General features: G+C 60.9%; 23 protein-coding genes. 3 read left to right on the forward strand and 20 right to left on the reverse strand.

Annotation, left to right across the window (positions count from 1 at the left end):
- Positions 1-5: 5 nt before the first annotated feature.
- From AC6JBC_RS06820 to map, 4 genes are all read right to left on the reverse strand, one after another.
- Positions 6-914, reverse strand: coding sequence for an FkbM family methyltransferase (locus AC6JBC_RS06820; protein ID WP_498023541.1), 909 nt, complete (start codon positions 912-914; stop codon positions 6-8).
- Positions 915-1,045: 131 nt separating this feature from the next.
- The gene (glnA, locus tag AC6JBC_RS06825) at positions 1,046-2,458 is read right to left on the reverse strand and encodes a type I glutamate--ammonia ligase (protein WP_449474638.1); all 1,413 of its coding nucleotides are present in this window, start codon (positions 2,456-2,458) and stop codon (positions 1,046-1,048) included.
- A 103-nt stretch (positions 2,459-2,561) separates the two neighbouring features.
- Complete coding sequence (locus tag AC6JBC_RS06830; protein ID WP_196225956.1) at positions 2,562-2,900, reverse strand: P-II family nitrogen regulator; 339 nt, start codon at positions 2,898-2,900, stop codon at positions 2,562-2,564.
- 234 nt (positions 2,901-3,134) lie between these two features.
- Complete coding sequence (gene map / locus AC6JBC_RS06835; RefSeq protein WP_498023543.1) at positions 3,135-3,965, reverse strand: type I methionyl aminopeptidase; 831 nt, start codon at positions 3,963-3,965, stop codon at positions 3,135-3,137.
- Positions 3,966-4,043: 78 nt separating this feature from the next.
- Between map and AC6JBC_RS06840 the strand changes: the two genes are divergently transcribed.
- From AC6JBC_RS06840 to AC6JBC_RS06850, 3 genes are all read left to right on the forward strand, one after another.
- A complete protein-coding gene (locus AC6JBC_RS06840; RefSeq protein WP_498023545.1) occupies positions 4,044-4,817 on the forward strand; it encodes a competence/damage-inducible protein A in 774 nt (257 codons plus the stop codon).
- Between the two features lie 269 nt (positions 4,818-5,086).
- Positions 5,087-6,430: a UDP-glucose dehydrogenase family protein gene (locus AC6JBC_RS06845; RefSeq protein WP_498023547.1), complete on the forward strand. Its 1,344-nt coding sequence runs from the start codon at positions 5,087-5,089 to the stop codon at positions 6,428-6,430.
- Positions 6,431-6,550: 120 nt separating this feature from the next.
- Entirely contained in the window at positions 6,551-7,942 is a 1,392-nt protein-coding gene (locus AC6JBC_RS06850; protein WP_498023549.1) for a glycoside hydrolase family 16 protein, read from the forward strand.
- Here the strand turns inward: AC6JBC_RS06850 and AC6JBC_RS06855 are convergent.
- The 16 genes from AC6JBC_RS06855 to AC6JBC_RS06930 all read right to left on the reverse strand — a co-directional run bounded on the left by AC6JBC_RS06855 (position 7,927) and on the right by AC6JBC_RS06930 (position 25,203).
- Positions 7,927-8,853, reverse strand: a complete 927-nt coding sequence (locus AC6JBC_RS06855) for a glycosyltransferase family 2 protein (protein WP_498023551.1) — start codon at positions 8,851-8,853, stop codon at positions 7,927-7,929. The genes AC6JBC_RS06850 and AC6JBC_RS06855 overlap by 16 nt on opposite strands.
- Positions 8,850-9,935, reverse strand: a complete 1,086-nt coding sequence (locus AC6JBC_RS06860; RefSeq protein ID WP_498023553.1) for an acyltransferase family protein — start codon at positions 9,933-9,935, stop codon at positions 8,850-8,852. Before AC6JBC_RS06860 ends, AC6JBC_RS06855 begins: the two co-directional genes overlap by 4 nt.
- Positions 9,932-11,059, reverse strand: a complete 1,128-nt coding sequence (locus tag AC6JBC_RS06865) for an endo-1,4-beta-xylanase (protein WP_498023555.1) — start codon at positions 11,057-11,059, stop codon at positions 9,932-9,934. The genes AC6JBC_RS06860 and AC6JBC_RS06865 overlap by 4 nt, the downstream gene beginning before the upstream one ends.
- Positions 11,056-12,024, reverse strand: a complete 969-nt coding sequence (locus AC6JBC_RS06870; protein WP_498023557.1) for a glycosyltransferase family 2 protein — start codon at positions 12,022-12,024, stop codon at positions 11,056-11,058. The genes AC6JBC_RS06865 and AC6JBC_RS06870 overlap by 4 nt, the downstream gene beginning before the upstream one ends.
- Entirely contained in the window at positions 12,024-12,968 is a 945-nt protein-coding gene (locus tag AC6JBC_RS06875; protein WP_498023559.1) for a glycosyltransferase family 2 protein, read from the reverse strand. The genes AC6JBC_RS06870 and AC6JBC_RS06875 overlap by 1 nt, the downstream gene beginning before the upstream one ends.
- Entirely contained in the window at positions 12,965-13,894 is a 930-nt protein-coding gene (locus tag AC6JBC_RS06880) for a glycosyltransferase family 2 protein (RefSeq protein ID WP_498023561.1), read from the reverse strand. The genes AC6JBC_RS06875 and AC6JBC_RS06880 overlap by 4 nt, the downstream gene beginning before the upstream one ends.
- A complete protein-coding gene (locus AC6JBC_RS06885) occupies positions 13,887-15,251 on the reverse strand; it encodes an O-antigen ligase family protein (RefSeq protein ID WP_498023563.1) in 1,365 nt (454 codons plus the stop codon). The genes AC6JBC_RS06880 and AC6JBC_RS06885 overlap by 8 nt, the downstream gene beginning before the upstream one ends.
- A 4-nt stretch (positions 15,252-15,255) precedes the next feature.
- On the reverse strand, positions 15,256-16,503 hold the full coding sequence (locus AC6JBC_RS06890; RefSeq protein WP_498023565.1) for a polysaccharide biosynthesis protein: 1,248 nt from the start codon (positions 16,501-16,503) through the stop codon (positions 15,256-15,258).
- Between the two features lie 175 nt (positions 16,504-16,678).
- Positions 16,679-17,479 carry a WecB/TagA/CpsF family glycosyltransferase gene (locus AC6JBC_RS06895; protein ID WP_498023567.1) on the reverse strand — a complete coding sequence of 267 codons (801 nt, stop codon included), beginning with the start codon at positions 17,477-17,479 and terminating at the stop codon, positions 16,679-16,681.
- Positions 17,476-18,384: a P-loop NTPase family protein gene (locus AC6JBC_RS06900; RefSeq protein ID WP_498023569.1), complete on the reverse strand. Its 909-nt coding sequence runs from the start codon at positions 18,382-18,384 to the stop codon at positions 17,476-17,478. The genes AC6JBC_RS06895 and AC6JBC_RS06900 overlap by 4 nt, the downstream gene beginning before the upstream one ends.
- Entirely contained in the window at positions 18,381-19,739 is a 1,359-nt protein-coding gene (locus AC6JBC_RS06905; protein ID WP_498023571.1) for a GNVR domain-containing protein, read from the reverse strand. Before AC6JBC_RS06905 ends, AC6JBC_RS06900 begins: the two co-directional genes overlap by 4 nt.
- Positions 19,736-21,157: an ATP-binding protein gene (locus AC6JBC_RS06910; RefSeq protein ID WP_498023573.1), complete on the reverse strand. Its 1,422-nt coding sequence runs from the start codon at positions 21,155-21,157 to the stop codon at positions 19,736-19,738. Before AC6JBC_RS06910 ends, AC6JBC_RS06905 begins: the two co-directional genes overlap by 4 nt.
- Positions 21,154-21,972, reverse strand: coding sequence for a polysaccharide biosynthesis/export family protein (locus tag AC6JBC_RS06915; RefSeq protein ID WP_498023575.1), 819 nt, complete (start codon positions 21,970-21,972; stop codon positions 21,154-21,156). Before AC6JBC_RS06915 ends, AC6JBC_RS06910 begins: the two co-directional genes overlap by 4 nt.
- A 25-nt stretch (positions 21,973-21,997) precedes the next feature.
- Positions 21,998-23,155 (reverse strand): hypothetical protein, encoded by a 1,158-nt coding sequence (locus AC6JBC_RS06920; RefSeq protein ID WP_498023577.1) that lies wholly within the window; start codon positions 23,153-23,155, stop codon positions 21,998-22,000.
- A 316-nt stretch (positions 23,156-23,471) separates the two neighbouring features.
- A complete protein-coding gene (locus tag AC6JBC_RS06925) occupies positions 23,472-23,663 on the reverse strand; it encodes a hypothetical protein (protein ID WP_498023579.1) in 192 nt (63 codons plus the stop codon).
- 148 nt (positions 23,664-23,811) lie between these two features.
- The gene (locus tag AC6JBC_RS06930; RefSeq protein ID WP_498023581.1) at positions 23,812-25,203 is read right to left on the reverse strand and encodes a sugar transferase; all 1,392 of its coding nucleotides are present in this window, start codon (positions 25,201-25,203) and stop codon (positions 23,812-23,814) included.
- Positions 25,204-25,873: the final 670 nt, after the last annotated feature.

Below are 25,873 nucleotides of genomic sequence, written 5' to 3' on the forward strand. Positions count from 1 at the left end.
TCCCCTCAGGTCATGATGCTCCACGACTGTTCTTCTGGTATGAAGAAGCGGTTCGGCCCTTGGTCCGCATCCGGGCCGAAGGGCTTCAGACGATTGTCGAACGCTTTGTAACCCGCTGCCGCCATTAGCTGCATCACAGCGTCTTCCTGATTGGTCACTTCCACCATCAATTTGGGCCGGTCGCGAGCCAGGCATTCGGTCATGCCGCTCAAAGCCATCAGTTCCGCTCCCTCGATATCGATTTTCAGGAAGTCGGGCTTTATCATTCTTGACGCCACGAAGCTGTCGATGGTGGTCACATTCACTTGCATCTGGTTGTAATGCTGGTTTGAAAAGGCGTTCTGATTATTCCTTTCCAGATTTTCATAATCCTGGATCAGGGACGAGTTCTGACCCGACAGATTTTCGACGTAGAAGGACGCCTGTCCCACGGTATCCCCGACAGCTTCCGGGACGATTTCCACCTGGGGGAATGACGCCACGTTGGCGGTCAGATAGCGGAGATTGTCGCGGCTGGGCTCAAAGACGAAGACCTTGCCCTCAGGGCCGTTCAACTTCGCCAGGTAGATGCTGATATATCCGATGTGGGCGCCAGCTTCGATCACCGTGTCACCGGGCTGGATGAGCCGCGCAAGGCTGGACATCACACCGCTTTCTCGTCCGCGGCCGTGATACCAGTAGCCGCGGTGACGAAACAGATTGAGGCGCAGTTTCGCGCCATCGACCCAATGATGAGAGATGCTTATATCTCGGGACGCGAGCCGCGGCAGGATCGCGAAAGCCGCACGCCGCAAGAAGCGATGGCGATGCAGGCCCATGGATCTAAGCGTGGGGATACCCGCAGATGGTTGCATGTTGGTCACGGTCTGCCTCCATTTTGGGTACGGTGATATCCCACATGGACGGCGCGGCAATCATCAATGAAGGCTTACTCATCATGGCCATCAGGTTGCTCAAATGTTTCTCATCTCGTTGGCCCAAGCAAAAGAAAAAGCCCGGCCACTTGCGTGACCGAGCTTCTTTCTTGACGGCAACCCGAAAAAAATCAGGAGCTGTAGTACATGTCGAATTCGACCGGCGAAGGAGCCATTTCCCAGCGGTACACTTCGGGCCACTTCAGCTCGATATAGGCTTCGATCTGGTCCTTGGTGAACACGTCACCCTTCAGCAGGAACTCATAGTCCGCTTCCAGGCTGTTCAGTGCTTCACGCAGCGAACCGCAAACGGTCGGCACCTGGCTCAGTTCTTCCGGCGGCAGATCATAGAGGTTCTTGTCCATCGCGGAACCCGGATGGATCTTGTTCTCGATGCCGTCCAGACCAGCCATCAGCAGCGCTGCGTAGCAGAGGTAGGGGTTTGCCATCGCGTCGGGGAAGCGGAACTCCACGCGCTTTGCCTTCGAACCCGCGCCGTACGGAATACGGCAGGAGGCCGAGCGGTTGCGCGCCGAATAGGCCAGCAGAACAGGCGCTTCGAAGCCCGGCACCAGGCGCTTGTAGCTGTTGGTGGTCGGGTTGGTGAAAGCGTTCAGTGCCTTGGCGTGCTTGATGACACCGCCGATGAAGTAGAGGCACATGTCGCTGAGGCCGGCATAGCCTTCGCCCGCGAACAGCGGCTTGCCACCGTCCCAGATGGACATGTGCGTGTGCATGCCCGAACCATTATCCTGCGCGATGGGCTTGGGCATGAAGGTTGCGGTCTTGCCATAGGCCTGGGCGACCATCTGCACGACATACTTATAGATCTGCATGCGGTCGGCGGTCTGCACCAGCGTGCCGAAGGTCAGGCCGAGTTCGTGCTGGGCAGCGGCCACTTCATGGTGGTGCTTGTCGCAGGGCAGGCCCATTTCGAGCATGGTGGTGACCATCTCGGCGCGGATGTCGGTGGCCGGATCGACCGGAGCGACGGGGAAGTAGCCACCCTTGGCGCGCGGACGGTGGGCAAGGTTGCCACCTTCATATTCACGGCCGGTATTGGTCGGCAGCTCGATGTCGTCGATCTTGTAGAAGGATTCGTTATAGTCGTTGTTGAAGCGGACGTCGTCGAACATGAAGAATTCGGCTTCCGGGCCGACATAGACGGTGTCGCCGAAACCAGCCGACTTGACGAAGGCTTCTGCGCGCTTGGCGGTCGAGCGCGGGTCACGGGCATAGAGTTCGCCAGTGTCGGGCTCGACGATGTCGCAGAACAGGATCAGCATCGGGGTCGCGCTGAAGGGATCGACATAGACCGCGTCCAGGTCGGGCTTCAGGATCATGTCCGACTCGTTGATTGCCTTCCAGCCTTCGATCGACGAACCGTCGAACATCAGGCCTTCGTTCAGCTCATCTTCGCCCAGGACCGAAGACACCATGGTCAGGTGCTGCCACTTGCCCTTGGGATCGGTGAAGCGCAGATCGACCCACTCGATCTCCTTTTCTTCGATCATCTTCAGGATGTCTTTTGGCGTGTTGGCCATGTGCGCTTGCCCTTCTTTCATGATTGCCCCCCCGAAGGGGTAGTGGATGTTGCAGTTCGTCAGCTCCTTTACGAAGCTGACGCGAAATCAAAATTGATGGAGATCAGATAGCGTCGCTGTCCCGCTCGCCGGTGCGGATGCGAACCGCGCCTTCGATCGCCGAGATGAAAATTTTGCCGTCGCCGATCCGTCCGGTTTGCGCGGCGGCAGAGATCGCCTCCACCACGCGGTCTGCCAAGGCGTCGTCCACGACCACCTCCAGCTTCACCTTGGGTAGGAAGTCGACGACATATTCAGCGCCACGATACAGTTCGGTATGGCCCTTCTGACGGCCAAAGCCCTTGGCCTCCGTAACCGTGATGCCGGACACGCCCACTTCGTGCAGCGCTTCCTTCACCTCGTCGAGCTTGAACGGCTTGATGATCGCCTCGATCTTTTTCATCACTCTAATCCCAACTCAAACGCGCGCGCGATGACGAAGTGATCTTCGCCCTCATCATTTACAAGCGACGATCTTCATGCCCCCGAGACATGCGCCGTGCCTTTCAATAATCAATTACCGTGCCAAACGGCGAATCGCTACGCCACGCTTTCGGCGATGCCGCAATCTTTGTCCATATTGCCTGATTTCAGAGCAATATTGTCCCACCGTGCCTGATTTTTAGGCAGTGTTTTTTCAGCTCAGATAAGGCGGTGCGTCGAGGCCCGCCGGGCTCTTCGTGAAAATCTCGCAGCCATTTTCGGTAATCCCGATGCTATGTTCGAACTGCGCCGACAGCGTGCGATCGCGCGTGACGGCGGTCCATCCGTCTTCCAGCATCTTCACGCCGGGCTTTCCGATGTTGATCATCGGTTCGATGGTGAAGAACATGCCGGGGCGCAGTTCCGGCCCAGCGCCCGGCCGGCCGATATGGACGACTTCGGGACTGTCGTGAAATACGCGGCCCAAACCATGGCCGCAAAAATCGCGGACCACGCCATAGCGATGCTTTTCGGCGTGCTTCTGAATAGCATGGCCGATGTCGCCCAGATGGTGACCGGGCTTTGCCTGTTCTATGCCCAGCATCAGACATTCATAGGTCACTTCGATCAGCCGCCGTGCCTTGATGCTGGTTTCGCCGACTATGAACATCCGGCTCGTATCGCCATGCCACCCATCGACCAGCGGCGTCACGTCGATATTCAGGATATCGCCATCCTTCAGCTTCATGTCGCCGGGGATGCCATGGCAAATGACATTGTTGAGCGAGATGCAGCAGCTATGCGTATAGCCACGATAGCCAAGGGTGGCGGGCACGCCGCCCCCGTCCAGCGTCATGCGCCGGACGATGTCGTCCAGTTCGCCGGTGGTTACGCCCGGCACCACATGCGGCACCAGCGCATCCAGGATTTCGGCAGCCAGCCGTCCCGCCTTGCGCATGCCTTCGAAACCCGCAGCGTCATACAATTTGATCGCGGTTGATCGCGAAATCGGCGCATCGGCCGTCATCGTCATATATTCGGTCATGTCCGGGTTATAGGCGGTGCAGCAGGATATTGCGAGGCCCCGATCGCGTCGGGCTAGGCAGCCGACGCGTCAAACGCTATGGCCAGCCTCATGCCCGTAACCGAACGTATCTGGACCGCCGCGCTGATCGTGATCGGAGACGAGATTCTGTCCGGCCGAACCCAGGACAAGAATATCGCGCAGATCGCGTCCTGGCTGAACGTGCAGGGGATCAGGCTGCGCGAAGTACGCGTGATCGCGGACGACAGCGACTCCATCGTCGAAGCGGTAAATGCGCTTCGGGTGCGCCACGACTATCTGTTCACCACAGGAGGCATCGGGCCGACACACGACGACATCACTGTCGACGCGATCGCCCGCGCCCTTGATGTCGATGTCGAAATTCATCCGCAGGCCCGCGCCATGCTCCAGGGCTATTATGAAACACGGGGCGGGTTGACCGACGCGCGGTTGCGCATGGCCAGGGTGCCCGCCGGTTCAGACCTTATCGAAAACCGGATGTCAGGCGCGCCTGGCATTCGACATGGCAATATCTTTATCATGGCGGGCGTGCCGCACATCACCGCTGGCATGCTCGACATGCTGACCGGGACGTTGGAGGGCGGCCAACCCCTGCTGTCGGCGCAGATTGGCTGCTGGGTCGCGGAAAGCGAGATTGCCGACCTTCTCGCCGTGACGGAGCGTACGCATGAAGGCTGTCAGATCGGCAGCTATCCTTTCTTCCGGGATGGCCGGACGGGGGCAAACTTCGTCATCCGCTCAACTCGGGCCGCAGTGCTGGAGCAGTGCATTGCCGATTTGAGCGCTCGACTGGAGCAAGGCGGCTGGCCGGTCGTCGCTGGCGGCATCTGACACGGTTTCCTACCAGCAACCGGCTGGTTCCACGCCCATATGTGTCTGCTTAGCGGCAGGTTGCGTTGCATCAACTCGGTGCGAGACGCTATGCTGCGCTGCATCAATAGCTGGCTGGTTCCAGCTTTTGGATGTCAGGCTTTACGCTTGGGCATCCGATCCATGGCGAAAGGCTAAGCCCATCAATCCCGCGCTCGCGGGATCGGCTTTTTGCGCCTTTTTCTCCGGATCGCTGCGCAAGGGGAGCCGCTTGTTAAGGAGAATAGGTGATGCGGATCGTGATGACCGGATCGGGCTATGTTGGGCTGGTTTCGGGCGCATGCCTTGCCGACTTTGGGCATGATGTTGTCTGCGTGGACAAGGACGTTGTGAAGATTGAGGTGCTGCGCGACGGCGGCGTACCGATTTACGAGCCGGGACTCGCCGACCTGATCGCGCGCAATGTGAAGGGCGGGCGCCTCACCTTTACCACGGATCTGGCCGCTGCTGTGGCAGAGGCGGACGTCGTGTTCATTGCGGTCGGCACGCCTGCCCGCCGAGGCGATGGCCACGCTGATCTCAGCTACGTCTATGAAGCGGCTCGTGAAATCGCGTCATCATTGCGCGGCTTTACCGTCATCGTCACCAAATCGACTGTCCCTGTCGGAACGGGCGATGAAGTGGACCGCATCATCCGCGAAGCCAACCCGGCTGCGGAGTTTGCCGTCGCCTCCAACCCCGAATTCTTGCGCGAAGGCGCGGCAATCCAGGATTTCAAGCGGCCTGACCGCATCGTCATCGGCATCGAGGATGATCGCGCCCGCCCTGTGATGGAGGAGGTGTACCGCCCGCTCTATCTGAATCAGGCACCAATTCAGTTTACCGGCAGACGCACCAGCGAACTCATCAAATATGCCGCCAATGCCTTCCTCGCGATGAAGATCACCTACATCAACGAAATCGCGGAACTGTGCGAACATGTCGGCGCGGACGTTCAGCAGGTTGCGCGCGGCATCGGCCTCGATAACCGCATCGGCAGCAAGTTCCTCCACGCGGGTCCCGGCTATGGCGGCTCCTGCTTCCCCAAGGATACGCTGGCGCTGGTGAAGACCGCCGAAGACGCGGGCGCGCCGATCCGCCTCATCGAAACAACGGTTGCGATCAACGAAAGCCGCAAGCGCGCCATGGCCCGCAAAGTGGTCGCTGTGTGCAACGGCTCCGTCCGCGGCAAGACGATCGGCGTGCTGGGCCTGACCTTCAAGCCGAACACGGACGACATGCGGGACGCGCCTTCGCTCTCCATCATACAGGCGTTGCAGGATGCGGGCGCACAGGTCCGCGCCTATGATCCGGAAGGAATGGAGGCCGCTCGATCGATGCTGCGCGGCGTCGATTTCTGCGCCAATCCCTATGAGGCCGCCCAAGGCGCTGCGGCCGTCGTGATCGTCACCGAATGGGACGCGCTCCGTGCGCTCGACCTGCCGCGCCTGCGATCCGTGATGAGCGGCGAGGGCCTTGTCGATCTTCGCAACATCTACCGGGCCGCCGACGCGGAAGCGGCGGGGTTCTCCTATGTCAGCGTAGGCCGGGGCGCAGAACCGGAACCCGAAACGCTCATCCAGGCAGCGGAATAAAGCCTAGCTGTATCGGCTCATCGCAAAAGCTCCGGCTTTGCGATGAGCCGTGCTTGACCGGAAGTTTTTGTTAATCTTCGTATAGGACCCTCAAGGGGCTAATAAGCGGGGGTTGCAAAAATGAATATCAAACTGACCGGCTCCATGTGTGGAGCCGGATTATCGCTACTATTCGTCATGGCGGCGGGGGCTGCAACGATGTTATCGAGTGGATCGACATCGACTAACTTGCAGACGGGGTCGAGCACGACTCTACTCAGCAGTGGATCGACATCGACGACAGCTTCGACAACTTCGCTATCGACTGACACCACTTCGACCGTTTCATCCAGTTTCTCCACATTCGATTTCGCCAATGGTACAAAGCTGCCGGACAAATCGACCCTGTCGCTAGGCAATGCGACCGTGCATCCGGGCAGCGGCACCGCCTATGTGCCGGTAACGCTGGATCGTCCGACGCCGAACACCGTCATCGCGCGGGTCATTACCGTGAATGGGTCAGGCACGCTGCGCGCGCTGTCCGGCTATAACTACCAGACGGTAGATACCGTCGTGATCTTCCGCCCCGGCGATCCGCTCGTCCAGACGGTCGGTGTACCGATCACCAGCCTCGCCGAGGGACAGCAATTCCAGCTGAAGCTGCGGGAAGCGCCCTGGGGCGGCCTTCAAGGACAATCGCTGGCAACCATCACCGCGACCAGCACCGTCGCGTCAACACCCAATGCAACCGGCACTTTCCGCCAGCCCCGAACTTTCGCGGCAACAGGCACGCTCCAGTTCGAGCTGAAGAAGGACACGCACAAGCGCTCGCCCGACGGCGGCTGGGATCGCTGGGCCACCTCGCTATCGCATGGGCGTACCCAGATCGCCAATGGAGAGACCGGGCTCTATCTGGATTCGTCGCTATTCCCCGGCATTGAAGGTCCAGTCTACTGGGGCACACAGGGTCTCGTCCTGCACAGCCAGAAGCTGAAGTCCCCCATCTGGTATGAAGGCCAAAACTGGTATTATGGCGCGTCGGTGCTGGATGGCCGCAACTTCACTGGGTCCCAGATCGGCTATGGCCAATATGAATGGGTGGCCCGGATGCCCAACCGTCGCGGCTCATGGCCCGCATTCTGGCTTATCTCCACCAGCGGATGGCCGCCCGAAATCGATATCTATGAAGGCTTTGGCTATCAAAGCTTTTGGGACTTCGATCGTCATATCGCCCACACCATCCATGGCGGCACCGACGGCGTCCGCAGCTTCCAGCGCGGCGTCACGATCCAGGCTGAGCAGGCTTACGGCCTCGATGGCTTCGCCCAAGACTTTCACCGCTTCGCCGTCGATATTCAGCGTGATTATATCACCTGGTTCGTTGATGGCGTTGAAACATACCAGTCGGTCAATCCCTTCCAGGGGCACCGCTGGTATCCGATCATGGACGTCGCGGTGAAGACCAGTGGCGCCTATGATGATGGCTCTGGAGATATGATCATCAAGAGCCTGCGCATCTACAGCGCGCCATAATGGGCGTGGGCGCCGCCTGACAGGGCATAGAGGCGCCCCCAGCATTTGACCCACTGCCCGGCAACGTCCACGCGGCGAACGCCGGGCAGGATCAGTCCTGCAAGGCCGACGGTGCGCAACCCCAGAATGCCGAGTGTCCGCGCTACCAGCACAGCCTGCGCAACGCGCCCCGGCCGCCGCTTCCGCCGCGCCAGTGTCTCGGTAAATCCGATCCGCCACATCCGCTTGAGCACCCAGCTCAGCTTTGCCCGCTCCGGCGGCACCCATTCGCTCACCCGCGCATCGGGTGCCCAGGCGAACCGCGCGCCCGCTTCCCGCAACCGCGCAAGGAAATCCAGATCTTCACCCCCGCTGCGATTGAAGCGCACATCGAACCACGGCCGTGGCAACATTTCCAGCGCCCTGCGGTTCACCAGCAGGTTATTGCTTGCCCACAACATGGCCGTCGCGCCCCATGCACGCTGCTCCGGCCGGAACACCAAAGTCTGTTGCGCCCATCGTGGCGGCCCATTCTTGAAGTGAAAATCAACAGGTCCAGCGACCACATCGGCACCCACCTGCGCCTGGCAGGCAAGCAGCGCATCGAGCCAGCCGGGCTGGGGCCACTCATCATCGTCGATCATCGCAATGAACCGCATAGTGGGATCGGCCATCGCGGCATCACATATCGCATTGCGAACCGAGCAAAGCCCCGGCTCCGCCACCGGCAGCAGAGTAAGGGGTAGGGGATAGCCGCTTCTCTGCAACGCTTCCACGACAGCGGCACCCTCCGCCGCGTCCCCGTCATTGTCGGCGACCAGCACCATGACATCCTGCCGCTGCACCATCTTTGCCAGCGTCTCCAGCAAGTGCCGCAATTCGGCGGGCCGCCGGAACGTCGGAACCGCAATCCAGACAGGCTTGCTCATCATGGTGCCGCTGGTTCCAGTGCGGTGGGACGCTGCGGACGCCCCTTTTGCAGCCATTTGATGAACTGGTGCCCTCGTATCTCGATCAGCAAATAGCTGACCCAGCAGATCAGCCAGGTGACCACCAGCATCCCAAGCACAAACAGCGAGTCCACCCCGACTATCCCATGCCGCTGCGCCACGCCCATCGCGCGCGCGGCGACGTCGCGCACCAGTGGATGCCAAAGATAGATGGAATAGCTGATGAGGCCGAGGTGGAAGCTCAGCCGATTGGCCATTACCGCCCGCGCGGCTGGCCCGTCATAATAGCAGCTCAGCACCAGCGCAGGCATCAGGCACACGACCAGCAAGTCAGCTCCCGGGAACAGCAGCGCCAGCGCGATCAAACCGCAAACCGCTGCAAATCCACCGCTGCGGCCAATCACGGCCTTGCACAGAGGATGGTCCGCAACGCGATATGTCAGCACGCCCAGCGAAAAGCCCGCAAGGCAGCGCAGCAACGTCAGCACGCTGTCACTGTCATTGACGTCAAGTGGCCCGCTGGCCCCCAGTCCCGACGATGCAACGAACAGCAGCACTCCGATGCAGATTGCCGCCTGCGCCCAGGCCCAGCGCGAAAAGGCAAGGATCGCGATCAGCGGATAGATCAGATAGGCGGCGACTTCCGTGCTGACAGACCAGCTATTGCCCGCGATCGGCTCCGTGCCCCAACCCCAGCTCTGCACCATGAAGAGGTTGCTGAGGATATTGGCCGGGTTCAACTCTATCGACTGATTGCCCGACACGTTGAGCAGGATGCGCAGCCCAAAGACCAATGTGACGATCAGGTGCAGCGGCCAGACCCGTGCCACGCGATTGATCAGGAAATCGAAATAGCTCGCTTTGCCCAGATGCTTCACCACCCGGTCATGATAGCCATAGGAAATGACGAAGCCGCTCAGGATGAAGAAGAGATCGACGGCCAGATAGGCCCGCGAGAAAAGCGGGATCGCAAACTGCGAAAAGGTTGGTTGATGCGGGATATGATAAAGCAGGACGGAAACGGCCGCGACCCCGCGCAGGCCGGTGAGCGAGGCGACCCTCATGCCCGGTTCCTCCTTGCAGGGGGCGCGGCATCGAAGGCGCCAGCGATTGCGTCCCAAAATGGCTTCCGGGCCATTTTACCGTCAAAGGGCAGGCCACGGGATAGCTGCCCGTCAGGCCATTTATATTCGGGATATTTGGACAGCCATGAATCTCTGTCCGACACGCCCCAGCACAGGACTGATCCCATCGCCGGATTATCCAGTGCCACATCGAGGAAAGCCTTGGCAAAGGCCGCAACCTCGCGGTCGCGCTTGTCCGGATTAGGTGGCCCGCCACGGTCGGCGATATCCAGTTCAGTGATCGCCAGCTTCAAACCATATCCGCTCAGCGTTGCCAGAAAATCGGCAAATTGCCGCTGATTGAACGGCTCCTTATAGGGTTTCAGATGCCCCTGAATGCCGATCGCATCAACAGGCACGCCCCGGCTCATCAAACGATCGAGCAGCTTCAGCATGGCGGTTCGCCGCCGTTCGCAACGCGGAGAGTCATGCTCCAGCCCATAGTCGCCCAGGAATAGCGTGGCCTCGCCATCGACTTCCCGCGCCCGATGAAAGGCAAGGTCGATATATCGCTCGCCCATGGCCTTCATCCATAGACTCTCGGCGCGCATGCCATCGGCTCGGCCCTGATTGGGCTCAAGTGTTTCATTGACTACGTCCCATTCGGAAATCCGGCCCGCATAGCGCCGCATGGCAACGTCGATATAGCCGGTCATCAACTGTCGTTGCTGCGTATCGCTTGCCTGCTGCACCGCCGGTTCCAGCCAGGGCGGATTGGCCGTGTACCAGACCAATGTGTGTCCGCGCGCCCGCATCCCATGCGCTTGTGCAAAGTCGATAATCTGGTCAGCCCCGCTGAAGTCGTATTTGCCGGGCTTTGGTTCGGTGGTTCCGCGCTTCAGTTCATATTCCTGCACCAGAATGTCGCATTCCCGCGCCACTGTTGCGCGATAAGCACTGTCCTCGCGCAGCAATCGCGATTTCACGGCCGCCCCGAAATAGCGCCCGGAAGCCTTTGCGTGATCGGCCAATCCTTCGCGCGACACGACGCGGGCGGCGCCGGGCGGTATGGGAGAGCAGGCTGCCAGCGTCGCTGCCCCCGCCAGAAAATCCCGCCGCCTCACAGGCTTTGCCTCCGCCCGCTCAACAATCGCGTGACGTCGATCCAGCGGTCACAGATTTTGCGGTAAACGCCGTCCGGCAGAACGATCTGCATCAGCACCGCGCCCGCCAGACGCGGCCCATAGGCGCCATGGAACAATGCCGTCAGATAGTAGCGGATGGCTCGAAGCCGTTTGGTCGGCCAGATGCTCTTTGCAGCATGCCAACCCATATATCCGGAAAAGGCGCGCGCCGAGATATGGGGGCGCAGGTCCGCCAGCCAGGTCAGGCTGCCGACACTCCCCCGGATCTGCGACAGCCTGTCCTCTGCCTGACGGTCTGCCCAGATCGTACCGGGGCGGCTGGCCATCACGAAACGCGCGCCCGCCAGCGACAGGCGCAACGCGAAATCGGTGTCGTCCCCGAACTTCACATCTTCGCGATAACGGACCTTTTCGGCGAGCGAACGGTTGAGCGCCACGCTGCTGGTCTGGATGAAGCCTCTATCGCACATCAGGTAGCGATCGACCGGCTCATTCTGTTGGATCGCGCGCGGGGGCTTGAGGAAATTCCGCCCGCCGCCCCGGTCAGCCAGCACCTGCCCATAGGCGACGACATCGTCACTCTCCTCAAGCAGGGGCAGCAGATCGGCAAGGTGATGCGGCAGGAAACGGTCATCGCAATCCAGAAAGGCGATGTATCGGCCCCGTGCGCGATCGACACCGGCGTTGCGCGCCGCCGACGCTCCCCGGTTCTGCTGGACGACGATGGTCAGGCGTGGGTCCTTGATCGCGCCCAGTGCTAGTTCGGTGCCGTCGGTCGATCCATCGACGACGACAATCACTTCGATCACCGCGATGCTCTGCTCCAATGCGGAAAGCACCGCCGCCACGACGGCTTCGCGGCGTTGATAGGTAGGGATGACAACCGAAAATATCGGTTGGGCGACGGCAGCCTGAAGCTGCGATGGAGGTTGCCAGGCGCTCATCACGACCGCGCTCCGCCATGGGCGGGTTCGCCCTTGCCGAACCGAAGTACGAACAGGTTGACCAGCGAACGGTAGAGCGGCTTGGGAAGGTAGGATCGCAATATCTGTCGCGCGACCACCCGTGGCGGCACCCCACCTGCGAACATGCCGATCACCAGATCGCGTAGCGCAGCGACGGGGCGCACGGGCGCCATGTGATAGGCCAGCACCGTCGCGCGATAGCCGCGCCGTGCCCGATCGGTCAGCATGTGACCGCAGCGATCCAGCCAATCCAGCGAGGTTTCATAACCGCGAACATAGGATGTGCGGCCATCTTCCGTCGCGTCCAGCCAGACCGTCAGCGGCTCGTCGATCATCTTGAAACGCGCCCCTGCGCCCTGCAACCGGACGCAGAAGTCGAGATCCTGTCCCTTCTTCAGCGCCGGATCGAACAGCACCTTGCGGGCCATTTCGCTCGGTACGACCATGGTCGATGTCTGCATGAACTGGTTGGCGCAGAACAGATATTCGCCGACATCCTCGCCGTCCCGAATGCCGCGATCAGGCCTGATCCAGTAACGATCGACGCCCCGGTCCACCTTCATCCTGGAATAGAGGACTGTGCGGCCGTCATCATCCTTTAGCGCCTGCGCCATGATCGACAGTTTGCCCGGCAGGAAGAGGTCGTCCGAATCGAGGAAGGCGATATATCGGCCCCTCGCGGCCTTGATCCCATGATTGCGCGCCGCGCCACCTCCGGCATTATCCTGCCTGATATACCGTACGCGCGGGTCGCCAATGGCGTCGATCACCGGAGCGGGATCGTCGCGCGATCCGTCATCGATCACGACGATTTCAAAATCCTGCCAGTCCTGCGCCTGCACCGACCGGATCGTATCACCCACGATATCGGCCCGATTATAGAGCGGGATGACGACGGAAAAGAAGGGAGCAGCATCGCTCATGCGCCATGCACCTTTCGATATTCTTCGTAACGGAAGCCCGCGATTCCGGCGATCTTGCCGATAGCGCGGTAGAGTTTACCCAGCCGCACGACGCGCTTGCCTCGGTCGAACGTCGTCGCAGCGCCCAGCGTGCCCACCAGAAATCCTGCGGCAATGCGCGGCGCTTCGCCCACCAGAGTGCGCAACCGCCCCCTGTGAAACCGCTCGACCATCATGTCGGTCATCCCCAGCCGATAGCCGCGCATCAGCAGCCATTTGGTAGTGACCCGGCTCGCCGGGATCAGCTCCGTCACAAGGGCCTCCTCTGACCAGGCAAAGCGAAAGCCCTTGCGTGCCATGCGGCTGAACAGCTGCTTGTCCGACCCGCCGGTCAGCGCCATGCGCTCATCGAATGGCCGTTCGCCCATCTGATGCAGCGCCTGCGCAGAGATCAGCACATTGGCGGTACTATCCACCAACGCGACAGGCCCTGACGTCCCGCGCCGCTTGGCCTGCAACAAGGGATGCCGCGCGGCCCAGGGCGCAACCCGCGCGTCCATCTCTCGCACTACCGCGCCGCCCACGACATCCGCATTCCACCGCATCGCCGTATCCACCAGCGCATTGATCCAGCCGGGGGAGGCGGCTTCATCATCGTCCAGCATCGCGATATGCGTCGCGCCCGGCCGAGCCAGCGCCTCTGCCACCAGAGTATTGCGCACCACGGGTATCCCCCGCTCAGCCACCAGCAGCGCCTTGATCGGCCAGCGATAGCCTTGCGAAGCCAGCCGCTCGACCACGCCCATGCCTTCGGCTCGCGCGGCGTCATTGTCCGCGACCAGCACCTCCAGCTTGTGCCTGGTTTCCAGCGCCGCGATCGACTCCAGCGTCCGCTGCAACCCTTGCGGCCGATTGCACGTAGCGATGCAGATAATAGCCCTAGCCATCAACAGCCTCCGGGGAAGAAATGTGCCGCCGCTGCCATTGCGGGCGCGGCTTGGCCTTGAAAGTGGCGTGCGCGGTGGCGACCGCCGCGAGGAAGATCACCCAGACCTGCCGATCCTTGTCGAAGAAGGAGGTCTCGAGCAGATTCTGGTACATGACGAACACCCAGATCGCGAAGGCCGGAACCATCAGATGCTGGTTCTGCTTGGTCGATCCGGTCAGGAACCAGTAAGCGGGCAGGGCAAGAAAGCTCACCAGCAGCATGGCCAGCCCTAAAGGCCCCGTCGTCACCCAAATCTCCAGATATCCGTCATGCGAATGCGCCGTCAGCATCTGGAATTGCTGATTGAGATAATCATGCGCCGGGGAGTTCGCCCCCACCTGCCAGAAGCCGCCAAAGCCCGCGCCCAGAAACGGGTGATCGGCCAGATAATCCAACGCCACGCGCCAGATCGACACGCGCCCGGTAAAGCTCGTCGGATCAGCGAACAGCCGTTCGATCGTCGGCTGATAGGCGATGTAGAGCGCCAGGAACCCCACCATCCCAAACCCGAGCATGATCAGCAGGATCGCCCGCTTCTGCGTATTGTCGCTCAGCGCCCGGTAGATGTTGCTGATCGCCAGCATGCCGATGCACAGCGCCAGTGACGTCTTGCTCTTCGTCCCGATCACGAAGACAAACGCCATGATTGCGAACAGCGCATAATACCATTTGCGGCGATCCACCCACGCATTACCGCACACGATGAAGCACAGCGCCATCACCGCGCCCGCGATATTCTTGTGAAAGAAGAACCCTCGCCACGCGCCGATCAACGCCTTGTCGCTCTCGGTCGGTGGATGCACTGCGGCAGAGGTCAGCGGCATCGAAACCCAACATATGAGCAGCGACGTAATCAACGCCCATCGCAGCGCGGTGAACAGCCGTTCCGGCCCGATCAGCGCCAACGCGCAAAAGGTGATGTAGATCACGATGAACTGCTGCATCACCCGCTTGAAAGACACGAACGGATCGACGCCCCAGCTACAGGTGATCAGGAACCAGACCAGCATGATCGCCAGCGGCCAGAAGGTGAAACGGTATTTCAGCGGATGCTGACGGAATATCTGCACTCCCGTCAGCAACAGCGCAAAGCCGATGAACAGCGCCTGCTTGAACAGGTCCGATCCGTCATTGTCCGCCGCCATCGCCACCAGCTCATCCTGCGTCCGCGACGCGAAAGGCTGCTGGCCGATGAAGACCATCATCAGGAATATGAAGTAGAAAATCTGAGCGACCAGAACCACCCGGCTTTCCCGCGATGCAGCAGGAGCGGGGAGGGGCGACGCAAGGCCAGTGCGGTGCCATGTTGACGCCATGGGTTCAGCCTTCCCCACGCTGACCGGCCCGCCATTTGCGATCGAGCTGCCAGATGCCCAGCATCATCACCAGCTGTGACAGCACGACGCCAGCGATCGAGAAAATAGGCGCAACCGCCAGCGTCAGCAGCGTCACTGCCACAATGCCGACTCCACAACTGCGCAGGCTCTGATGAGCGAGCGGGCGGAACGCCTTGCGCGCCTGCGTCATGACGCTCATCGGCGTCTGCACGCACTGAACCAGCGAAAGCAGGGCGCACAGCCCCACCGCGATTGCAACCAGCTGCCAATCAAGCGTCGGCTTCAGGATTAGTTGGGGAAAGATGAACAGCACGACCGCCGCCAGCACGCACGTGCCCGCCCACAGGAACAGCAACGCACCCATGAAAATGCGCTCGGACGTGATTGCGGCGTGATGATCGCCGCGCGCCACGGCCTTGGTCATGCGCGGCCGCTCCAACTGGGTAAGTGCGGTTATGCATACATTGACCGGCCGGAAGAACAGCATCCCCACCGCGACAGGCGCAAAGGCAGCCGGACCCGCGAGCAGCGTCACGATATAGCTATGCGCGTTGGATGTCGCTTCGGTCGAAAGCACCCCCACCAACGTCCAGCCCGATTGCTCCCGCCACACGGGACGATAGGCGCCCAGAGCACTCGTCGGCCGCATGCTAAAATGCCGCCGCAAATAGGAAAGGCCGAAGGGCAGCAACCCCACAATGCTCGCCACCACCAACATCGCGCCGATGCCGGCCAGGTCCGCACCCGTTCGGGAAGCCACCAGAAGTCCCACGACGATTGTGCCTGCATAGGCAAGATCGGATCGCGCCGCCCGCGCGGGCCTATGATGCGCATAGGCATTGGATCGCCCGAACCACCGCACCAGGGACAAGGTGCCCGCCAGTCCGAACATCGCCGCCGCAGCAGGGGAAGCCGTCGCCCATGCAATCGCCGCGCAGATCAAGCCCTGACTGGCCGCCAACAGCAGGTTCACCGGAAAGAAGAAGTCGAACGACTTGTGGTCGGCGTGGTCGTCCTGATTGACCGCGATCGTATAGGGCGTCGAAACGAGCGCGTTCGACAGGCTGTACCCGAACTGGATGATGACCAGCAGGAAGGCCAGCGTGCCGATCGCCGCCGTGCCCAGATGATGAATGGAAAACAGTTGCACGGCCAGATGACTGACCGACACGATGGCGGACGACAGGCTGGCCAAGCCGAAGCGGCCAAAGATGCTTCCAAGTTTCCGCACGCGCCCTTCGTGTTCCCCCTCCCGCAAGCGGGAGGGGGTTAGGGGGTGGGCCTGCGCGACCGCTGTTCCATCGCTCAGCGCCAGCGACGGAAGAGAGTCCTGCACAAACCCTCCCCCGGCCCCTCCCACGCGCGGGAGGGGGGCTTTCACCGACTGGGATTGAGGCCCGATCCCATCAGCCATGGCGATGCTTCCAGATCAGCCAAAGCGCATGGGGATTGGTGGTGATATAGCGCCAGGCCAACTGCCGGGGCCGCGTGACCATCCGGTGCAGCCACTCAAGGCCCGCATTCTGCATCCACATCGGCGCGCGCGGATAATCCCCCGTCACATAGTTGAACAGGCCACCGCAGGTGACGATCCACCCCGCCTTGATCCGGTGCCGGTTGCGGACGCAAAAGGCCTGCTCTCGCGGCTTTCCCGTACCGACCCACAGCACGTCCGGCGCCGCCGCGTTGATCTCCTCGATCAGCGCATCTTCCTCCTCCGCGCTCCAGAAGCCATTGCGCCGCCCGGCCAGCTTCAGGCCCGGCGTCGCATCGGTGATCCGCCGCGCGCATTCGGCATTCACCTTCTCTTCGCCGCCCAGCAGATAATAGCGGACATCGCCCGCCGCCGCCTGCGGCAGGCTGTCGATGAACATGTCGGTCGTGCTCGACCGGTCGGCGATCGGCGTGTTGCTGAACCAGCGTGACGCCATGACGATGATTTGCCCATCGGCGTGGATCAGGTCCGCCTGAGCCAGATCGGCGCGGAAGTTGGCATCGAGAGCATTCATCGACAGCCCCTGTCCGTTGCAGTCGAACACCAGCAACGGTGCTTCCTTCTGCATTCGGCGCAGCGGCGCTTCACGCACCATCTTGGCAATCAGGGCGTCAAGCGAGAGGGTCGAAACCGGCACGCCGCCGACCAGCACGCTCTTGTCTTGCGGCTCGACAGACGGAAAAGGCTGGGGGAGGGCTCGCTCTGCACTCATGCAATGACCGTCCCGGCGATCGGCACGCCCTGCCGGTCAAGATCATCGATGATGCGGCGCAAGTCGGCGATCGCGGTATCGCCACGCCGCGCTACGATGACCACGGCGTCGAAGCCCGCCAAAATGCTGCCAACCGGTGTCTGCTCGCCCTTGCGCTCGGCAAGGTAGAACAGCATCGATGTTTCCTTAAGGCCCCACCCGTTGGCCGTGTCGGCCAGCGGCCCACGCGTGATCAGGCTCGACGCACTGCCGGAGGCGCGGCCGGCGGTCATCAACCACAATCCCTCGATCGCCGTCTTGGCCGCTGGTAGCAGGGCAGCACTGCCCATCAACTGTTCGGCGAGACCGGCCTTGTTCGCTACCCGGAACAGCCGGTCGAGCGAAGGGTTGCCCATGTCGACGTCAATCAACATCGTCTGCCCGTCCATCTGCGCCAGTACGACGGCAAGGTTGGCGGCCATGACCGCGGCCTCATCCCCCGCATCGACGGACAGCACCGCCAGCCGTAGTGCGGATGGATCGCCCGCCTTCGCGGCTGACCGCATCTTCGCCCGGATCGTCCTGACCTTGGCCGCGTAGGGACTTGCGGGGTCGAAGGCTGCGACAACGGCCGGGTCGATCCGCTCATCACCCGCTGGCAATAGCGAAAAACCGCCTGCCAGCGCCGCCAGCAGATTTGCCGCCTCGGTATCCAGCGCGCCCATCTCAACAGCCGCCTCGTGAAAGGCAAGGCCATGTTCACGCGCATGCATGTCGACCCGGGTGACGTCGGATTCCGCCAGGAACCCGTGATCCACCGCCAGCTTTGCAAAGCTCTGCTTGTCCCGTCCTCTCGGACGTATGGCAGCGGTTCCACCGCCGGGCATCAACTGGGGTGGGGCGCCTGCCGTGGAACGCAGTCTCATGCGGCCTCCTGCCGATTGAGGAACCAGCCGCCCCGGGTCGGGACGGGCAGCAGTTCGGTGATGACTTCAACTTCGGTCGCCTTTGCGACACCAGCGGCGGATCGAACGCGAGGCTTCAATATCTCGGCGATGACGACAGCCGCCACTCCACCGATCAGGCCCAGAGCGACCCCTGCGATCAGCCACAGCATAAGATTGGGCTTGGCTGGCAACAGCGGTACGGACGCCTCATCCAGCAGGCTGGCATTGGGCTGCGAGATCTGGCTTTTCAGCGTGGCCTCGTTGAAGCGCTGCCGAACTGTATCGTAGGTCTGCCGCGCGGCATCCACGTCCCGTTGCATGACCATCAGTTGGTCCTGCACGTCCGACATGCGGATCATGCGGTCTTCCTGACCTGCCATGTTGGACTTAAGGTCGCCTTCACGGCGGTTTGCGGCGACGCTGTTCGCATTCACCGCACCCGCCTGGCTCGACCGCGCCGCCGCCAGCTTGGATTGCAGTTCCGACAATAGTGCGTTCGCCGCGACCATGCTCGGGTGGTTCGGACCCAGTGTCTTCGACAGCTCCGAAACCCGGCCCGATTGGGTCGCGACCTGCTCCTGCAAATTCTGGACGATCAGCGATCCTTCAATGTCCGAAACGGAGCCCGCGCCTGCCTTGGATCGCGCCGCTGCCGCCTCGGCCTGCGCCTGCGTCAGCTGATAGGACATGTTCTTCAGCTTCTCGGCTTCAAGGTCCATGCGGTTGATGCCGATAATGTCATGCGCCCGCTGGAAATCGGACAGCCGCTTCTGCGCCAGTTCGTAGCGGCGGCGCACTTCCTGCGTCTGCTCGTCGAACCATTTGGCGGAACCGCGCGCGGGGGATGCGCGCAGTTCGACCTGCTCGCGCATGTAAATCTGTGCGGCGAGGTTCGCGACCTTGGCCGCTACCGCCGGATCGGCATCCAGATATTGCAGTTGCAGCACATTGCTCTGCCGCCCCGTCGTTACGGTCAGATTGGCCCGCACCCGGTCGGCGGCTTGCTGCAAACGCGCGTCGAGGGGCATGTCCTTGGGCAGGGCATCGACGAAACCGGCTTCCTTGGCCACGGCATTGATCACCTTGGCCGACCGGATGACATCGGTCTGCGTCCCCAGGATACTGTCCACCTCGACCCGGACGCCGGGCTGGTTGTTGGCGTCCGTAGGGTCCGTCTGCGACAGGTCCAGCAGCAGCGAGGATGTCGCCGCATATTGGCGCGGCTGGATGAACGCCAATAGGGCGATGATAAGGAACAGCGCGCCACCCAGCAGCGCCGCCGTCCGCCATCGTGCCTGCACGGCCGACAGCAGATCGATCGGGTTCATGGTCATAGCCCGTCAACTCCTCGCAACATGGCCCGCATCTCTTCGGCGGGGGTGGGGGCAGGGGGCGTCGCGGGGACCGGCTGCTTCGCCATCAACAACAGAAACTGGGGCGCCAGCGTATCCTCGAACATGAACTGCTCGCCGCCGGGCATTGGCGTAAGGGCAGGCTCCAGCCGTCGCATCGCATCAGCCGCCTGACCTTCATTGATCGATCCGCCGCCCAACACTTCATGGCTGAGGCGCACCAGCCGATCGTATGAAATGACCGACATCTGCGAAGCGGCCACGCCTGCCAGCGCGATCATCCGGCGGCTCGCATTGGCTTCCCACAGCACGCGGCGGAACAGCGCATGGGTCGCGCCGCTCATCTCCGCCCAATCTTCCAGCGCGGAAGCGAGGCCCTGCTCCACATCGGCCAGCGTCATGCGCTCGCGTCCTGCGGACTCGGTGACAAGTGCCGCCTGCATGCCGAACAGCCGCGCATGGTAGGGCGATCCCATCGCCGCGCCCGCCAACGCATCGAGCGCGTCGGGATCAAGGCTCAGCCGCGCATTCTCCGCGCAGCTCATCAGCAGCCGTTCCAGCTCCAGCTTGGGGATCGGGGCGACCCGTTGCGGCGCGATATGCCGCCGAAGTGAAGGATGCGCCGCGATCAGCCCGTCCACGTCCCCCGCGATGCCCACCAGCACCACCTGAACCGGTGAATGAATGTCGGTCAGCAGCTTCAGCAGCGTCGCAACATCCGACTTCGCCTCGTCCGAACGGACCCGGTCATACTCATCCAGGATCAAAATCGTACGCTGACGTACGTCCTCCACCAGCAGGTTCGCCAACCGCGTTCCATCAATGGTTTCATTCATTAATTTCCGCGCTTTTTCCTGCCCCCCCGCACTCATCGGTAGCTCGCTGAGGAACGGCCGGAACAACGCATCGAAGTCCGCATCCCCACTCGCCGACCCATAAAGCGCGACGCAACCTGCCTCATCCGCCAGATCGCCAAAAACCCGCGCCAACGAAGTCTTGCCCGACCCCCGCGTTCCAAAAATCACCGCATGCTTCCGCTGGACGACGATCGCCTCGACCAGCTTCTCCAGCTCGCTGTTCCGCCCCGCCAGCCCGTGACGATCCGTCACCGGCATCGCTGTGCTAAAAGCGCTGTAGATGGAATCCCGCCGCAAGCTGATCGGCTTCAGGGGCGCGGCCATCGCCCCCATCGAAAGAGCCCGCGGTGCATCCGCCACCTCATCTGGCGGTTGCCGGAACCCCGGCGCCACGGGCGTGTCGAGCAGCAGCGGCTCAGCCATTGCTGCGCGAGGCCCATCATTGGTAGCCTCGGCGTTTACCGTGCTGCGTCGAAAAGACAGGAACCAGTCCCGCATGCCACTGGACCGATCCTGCGCGAAGCCATGATCGATTGTCGTCAAAACAGCTTCTCCCGGATGATGAGGACGTCCTCAGGCTGAACCGGATCATCCAGGTTCGCCTGTATTTCCTTGCCTCCCCGGCGTACTTTTATGCGCTTGGTAGAACCCGCGAGCGTTGGCCCTCCCGCCAGCGCGAGCGCTTGGCGGAAACTCTGACCCGGCGCGAACGAGAAGGCGCCAGGTTGCTGCACCTGGCCGTAGACATAGACCTTCTCGGCCGGTGGAACGAACAGTATGTCCCCTGGCTTCAGTTGGCGACTGCCCCCGACAGCCATGTCGGCGAGCGAGATGCGGACGGCACCGCTGCCATCGGCCGGCGTCAGGATGACGGCGTTGGCGCCATCCTTCGTTGAGCCACCAGCCTTGGCAAGCATCGACGCGACCGTATAGTTGCGATCCAGCGGATAATTGCCCGCTTGGGGCACATTGCCCAGAACAGTGACGAAGCGGCTGACATAATTGCTCACCTCGACGTTGACCGAAGGATTGGCGAGGAAGCCTCCGCTCGCGTAACTGGCCGCGATTGCCTGAGCCAGTTGCGACGTCGTCTTGCCCCGCGCTTGAATCGGACCGATCAAGGCGAGCGTAACGGTGCCGTCTTCCTTGATGCGGGTCGTGGATGACAGGTCTGGTTGACCGAAGATCGCAATCCTTACTTCGTCGTCCGGCCCCAGTTGATACCCTGCATCAGCTTGGGGCTTAGCGGACGGCGGGGTGGTAGGAACCGTCATTTCGGCCGTCTGCGCGCCACCGGGTGCTGCCACGGCGACTGCAAGGAAGATCGAGAAGCTGGTCAGGAGAGCCTCTGCTTTCACAGTTCATGCTCCTTCATGTTCGAGGTCAAAATCGGATCGCCGTGCCCAGTGTCACCTGGGTTCCGCTATATTCGGCGACATCCGTATCGGTGCGCCGTTTGTAGCGTTGCGCATCGAGCGAGATGTCGACGCGATCCGACAGCTTGCGTTTCAGCATTGCTCCGAACCGCTGGTTGCGGTCGGCGGTTATGGAGAATGGCCGCAAAGCGGCGTCCTGGCGGAACCTGCGCCGCTCCAGTTCGCCGTAGAGTCCGGCAGAGGTGAGTTCCGAAATGGTGAACTCGCCTTCCAGTCGATATCTGGTCCGGATGGCAAAACCACTGGCTATCAGGCTGTCGTTAACAATGCTGCGTTCTGTCGTGGCTGTCAGTTTGAGCCGGGGAACGATGCTGGTCGAGACGCTCACATCCCAACCTAGACCATCATAGCCTCCCACGGCGGGGGAGTCGCTCCTCACATCTAGCCAGCGCACCTCGGCATCAAGTTGCGTGATTGGCGACACTTCACGCTTGAACCGCAGGCCATAACTGTTGGTTCGATTTTCAATGCCAAGCTTGTTCCGATCGCTGTTCACGCGCTCATAAAAGGCGGTCAGCGTACCCAGGCTCGGCATGTTATAGCCGACCCCGGCAACAAATGTGTCGCTTGTCTGATCCGCATAATCGAAAGCGTTATCGTTACGTGTCATGTCGCGACGGTAGGATGCCACCGGGAACAAGCCCGGGCGCTCGCAACTCAGGTCTGCGCCAAAAGCGGTGAACCGCTGCAGATTTTCCGTTTGCTGATTGATGTCGCCATAATCAGCACGCTGTTGCCTGTAAGATGCAACTGGCGCGATGGAACAGGTCGCGCCAAAACGAATGACTGCCTTCGCCTCGGCGTCGAGCCGCAATTTGCTGCGCTGCCCTTCCGAAATAAACCGATCATAGCCGACCCGGCCTCTCAGCAGCAGGTCATGTCGTCCTATCGGCTTCCCATAAGTCAGTTCAGCCCAAGGCGTTACGATGATGTCGTCGGTGGGATTCTCCAGCCGATCATCCACACGATAAACATTGTCGTCATATAGAAGGTCGATGCCAGCCGTCGCATGGAGCCCCATCGTCTTGAGCCGTGAGGCGTCATCGACCGTCGCTGTCTGAGCGCTGACGGGGCAGGGTAGAGCAGTGAGCGCGGCACAGCTCATGGCTGCGGCAACCACCCGAGCGACCGGAGAACGATTATGGTTTGCAGGCGCGTTAAAGCGCCTCCAAAAATGTGGAGTGTAAGTGATAACCAAATGTGCAACCCTTTATTGCATTGCAGCAATCAGGGCATGCTAGGCGCCTTTGCGCGCAAAACGAACCTCTTAACATGCAGCTTGTCGCGACTATGCCACGCTTCGTTTCATCGTGAAAACGAGCGATCATCGGCGCTTTGTTGCGGCTGAGGACTGTTAATCTGCCAGCAAGGTATCAAACCGGACGCTGTTCATCTGGCAGCAAGATTAAGCTGAGTCTTCGTCAGAGCCAATACCAGATGATCGAACAGGTTGCAGCTGCGAAGGTGATGATCCCTGCCCAACGGGACAGAATTTCGACGCCGCGATCGGCGCGATCCGCGAAGGATGAATACACCAGTTTGGGCGCACAATCCTTGTTGCTATCAAAGGAAGAATGTTGCGCAACGGCAACCGGCGCAAGATCGTCTGCCACGTGATTTGTCCGCCCTGTTCGAGATAGCAGACATATCCTATTTTACGCTTAACAAATAGTTCACGTACGCGACGAGCGTCACTCATTCCGTCGCAAATTCAATGAGGTGGTGCAAAAATCATACGTAGAGGGCGATACCGCCTGTCCCTCAGTAAGCGTTGCGATGAATCAGGACGTTGAATGTACCGATCAGGATAGCGATGTCGCGCATCAGGCTCCAGCCATGGAGATATTCGAGGTCGGCTTCAACGCGATTGAAAATGTCCCGGCGCGTCTCGGTAGCGCCACGGAATCCGCGGATTTGAGCAAGGCCCGTGATGCCCGGCTTCAGCGCGTGGCGATGCCAATATTGACGGTCGACTTGCCAGAATAGCTGTTCTTCGGCTGTCGAGCCCAGAGCGTGAGGACGTGGCCCCACCAGGCTCATCTCGCCTAGCAGAACATTGATCAGTTGCGGCAGTTCATCGACGCTGGTTTTGCGGATGAAAGCACCTACTCGAGTGATGCGATCATCATCCCGTCGTGTGGATGAGGCGCCAGCCGCGTCACATTGTTCAATGCGCATGCTTCGGAACTTCAGAATGTGGAACAATCGATTTCCGCGGCCGATACGTTCTTGTTTGAAGAAGATGGGGCCAGCCGAATCGAGCCGGATCGCGATCGCGATCGCAACCAGCAAGGGCGCCAGTGCGATCAGCAGCGGTACAGTGATGGCGATATCCAAAAGCCGCTTTTGCGCGCGGTTCGCGAGGTTCAGAGGACCGCGCGCCACGACGAGAGTGGAAACGCCGCGATATGTTTGCACAGCCAAGGGCGCCATCGAATCCAGTTCCGGCACGATGATCTCGCCCAGGATATTGCCGCCCTTGAGCATTTGAGCCCAATCCGTCTTGCGATCGGCAGGACAGGATATGACCACACGGTCGAAATCGCGCAGCAAGGTGCCTAGCCTATGCAGCATATAAGGATCGTCGAGGTCTGCCTTGATGCCTGCACCTTCCGCATCGACAATTACCATGCCGCTGACATCTTCAGGAATCATGCCCCCATCGATGATCATCAGTTGTGCGAATAGATTGTCGCTGAAATTTCTCCGTACCGTGCGAACGATAATCAGGCGCTGGATAACCAACAGAGTTGCGCTGCAAAGTATGCCCGCCGAAATGCCCAGCCGCGAAAGATGACCGGTCGCCTTCAGCGAGAAAACCGTGAGCAGGAAGATCAGCAGCGTCCCAGCCAGCGCAAACGATGCATTGCGCAAGCTGGGCGTTAACTGAGTCAGGCAGACGGGATTGAATGCCTGATTATGAAAGGCGACGATCCCGTACACGATCATGCCCCCGCCAAGTGGTTGCCATAGCCCCGAGAAGAGCAAGGGCACGCCAGCCGCGCGCAAGCCAAGACCAAAGCCAGTTGCGAGAGCGGCCATGTCTGCTGCTACGAGCAATAGGCACAGCCAAAGCCTTACGTTCCGCTGAACGGCGGATGTTGTAGGCTGGCGACCGGGAAATCCCTCGATCGCCAGATCAATTTTCGACATCTGCAACCCTTTTCGTGTCCTGACGTCAACTACGCTTCATCCCGAAGGGCGAAGGTGTGCATCAGGCATCCGCTGCCTTGTGATTATGTTGCGGAGCAGCAGGACATAATTGTCTCGGGCTGGCAATCATTGCTGGGACGCTCGGATGCTCTTTTCCGATGATCCGTTAGGATGGGGAGGTACGGCGCCCCACATCTGCGACGACCCGAAATTCAATGGCAGAAATGTGCAAGCGAAAATTTACCACACTTACGAAGCGCTTGTTCGAATCAGGCCGCCATTTTCGCGAATCATGCAACGAACCACCACCCTAGAAGAACAAGGGTCCCAGCCAGGGCGATCGGTCCCGCCCAACGCGATAAAAACTGTATGCTCGCCTCGGCGCTTTCATAGGTGAACAGCCCCGCGCGATGATGATGTTCTGCGGGGCGGTTCCGAACGGCCGTATCGTGACGCGGCCCGGACTGAAGTTCTGCCCCGTCGGAAGTCTCATCCTGAGGTTGAGGTGACAGGTCGATCATCTGCAATAGCCCCAATGCGATACGCCTCCCACAAATAGAACTTTTGATGTAAAAAAGAAGCGATTTCTACTCGATTTGTAACTTTTGGTGCGCGAATTCCGCATCATTTTGGGGCGTGCAGCACATTAACTGAGCAATTCGAGATTCGC

Source organism: Sphingobium sp. RC1, assembly GCF_059738765.1.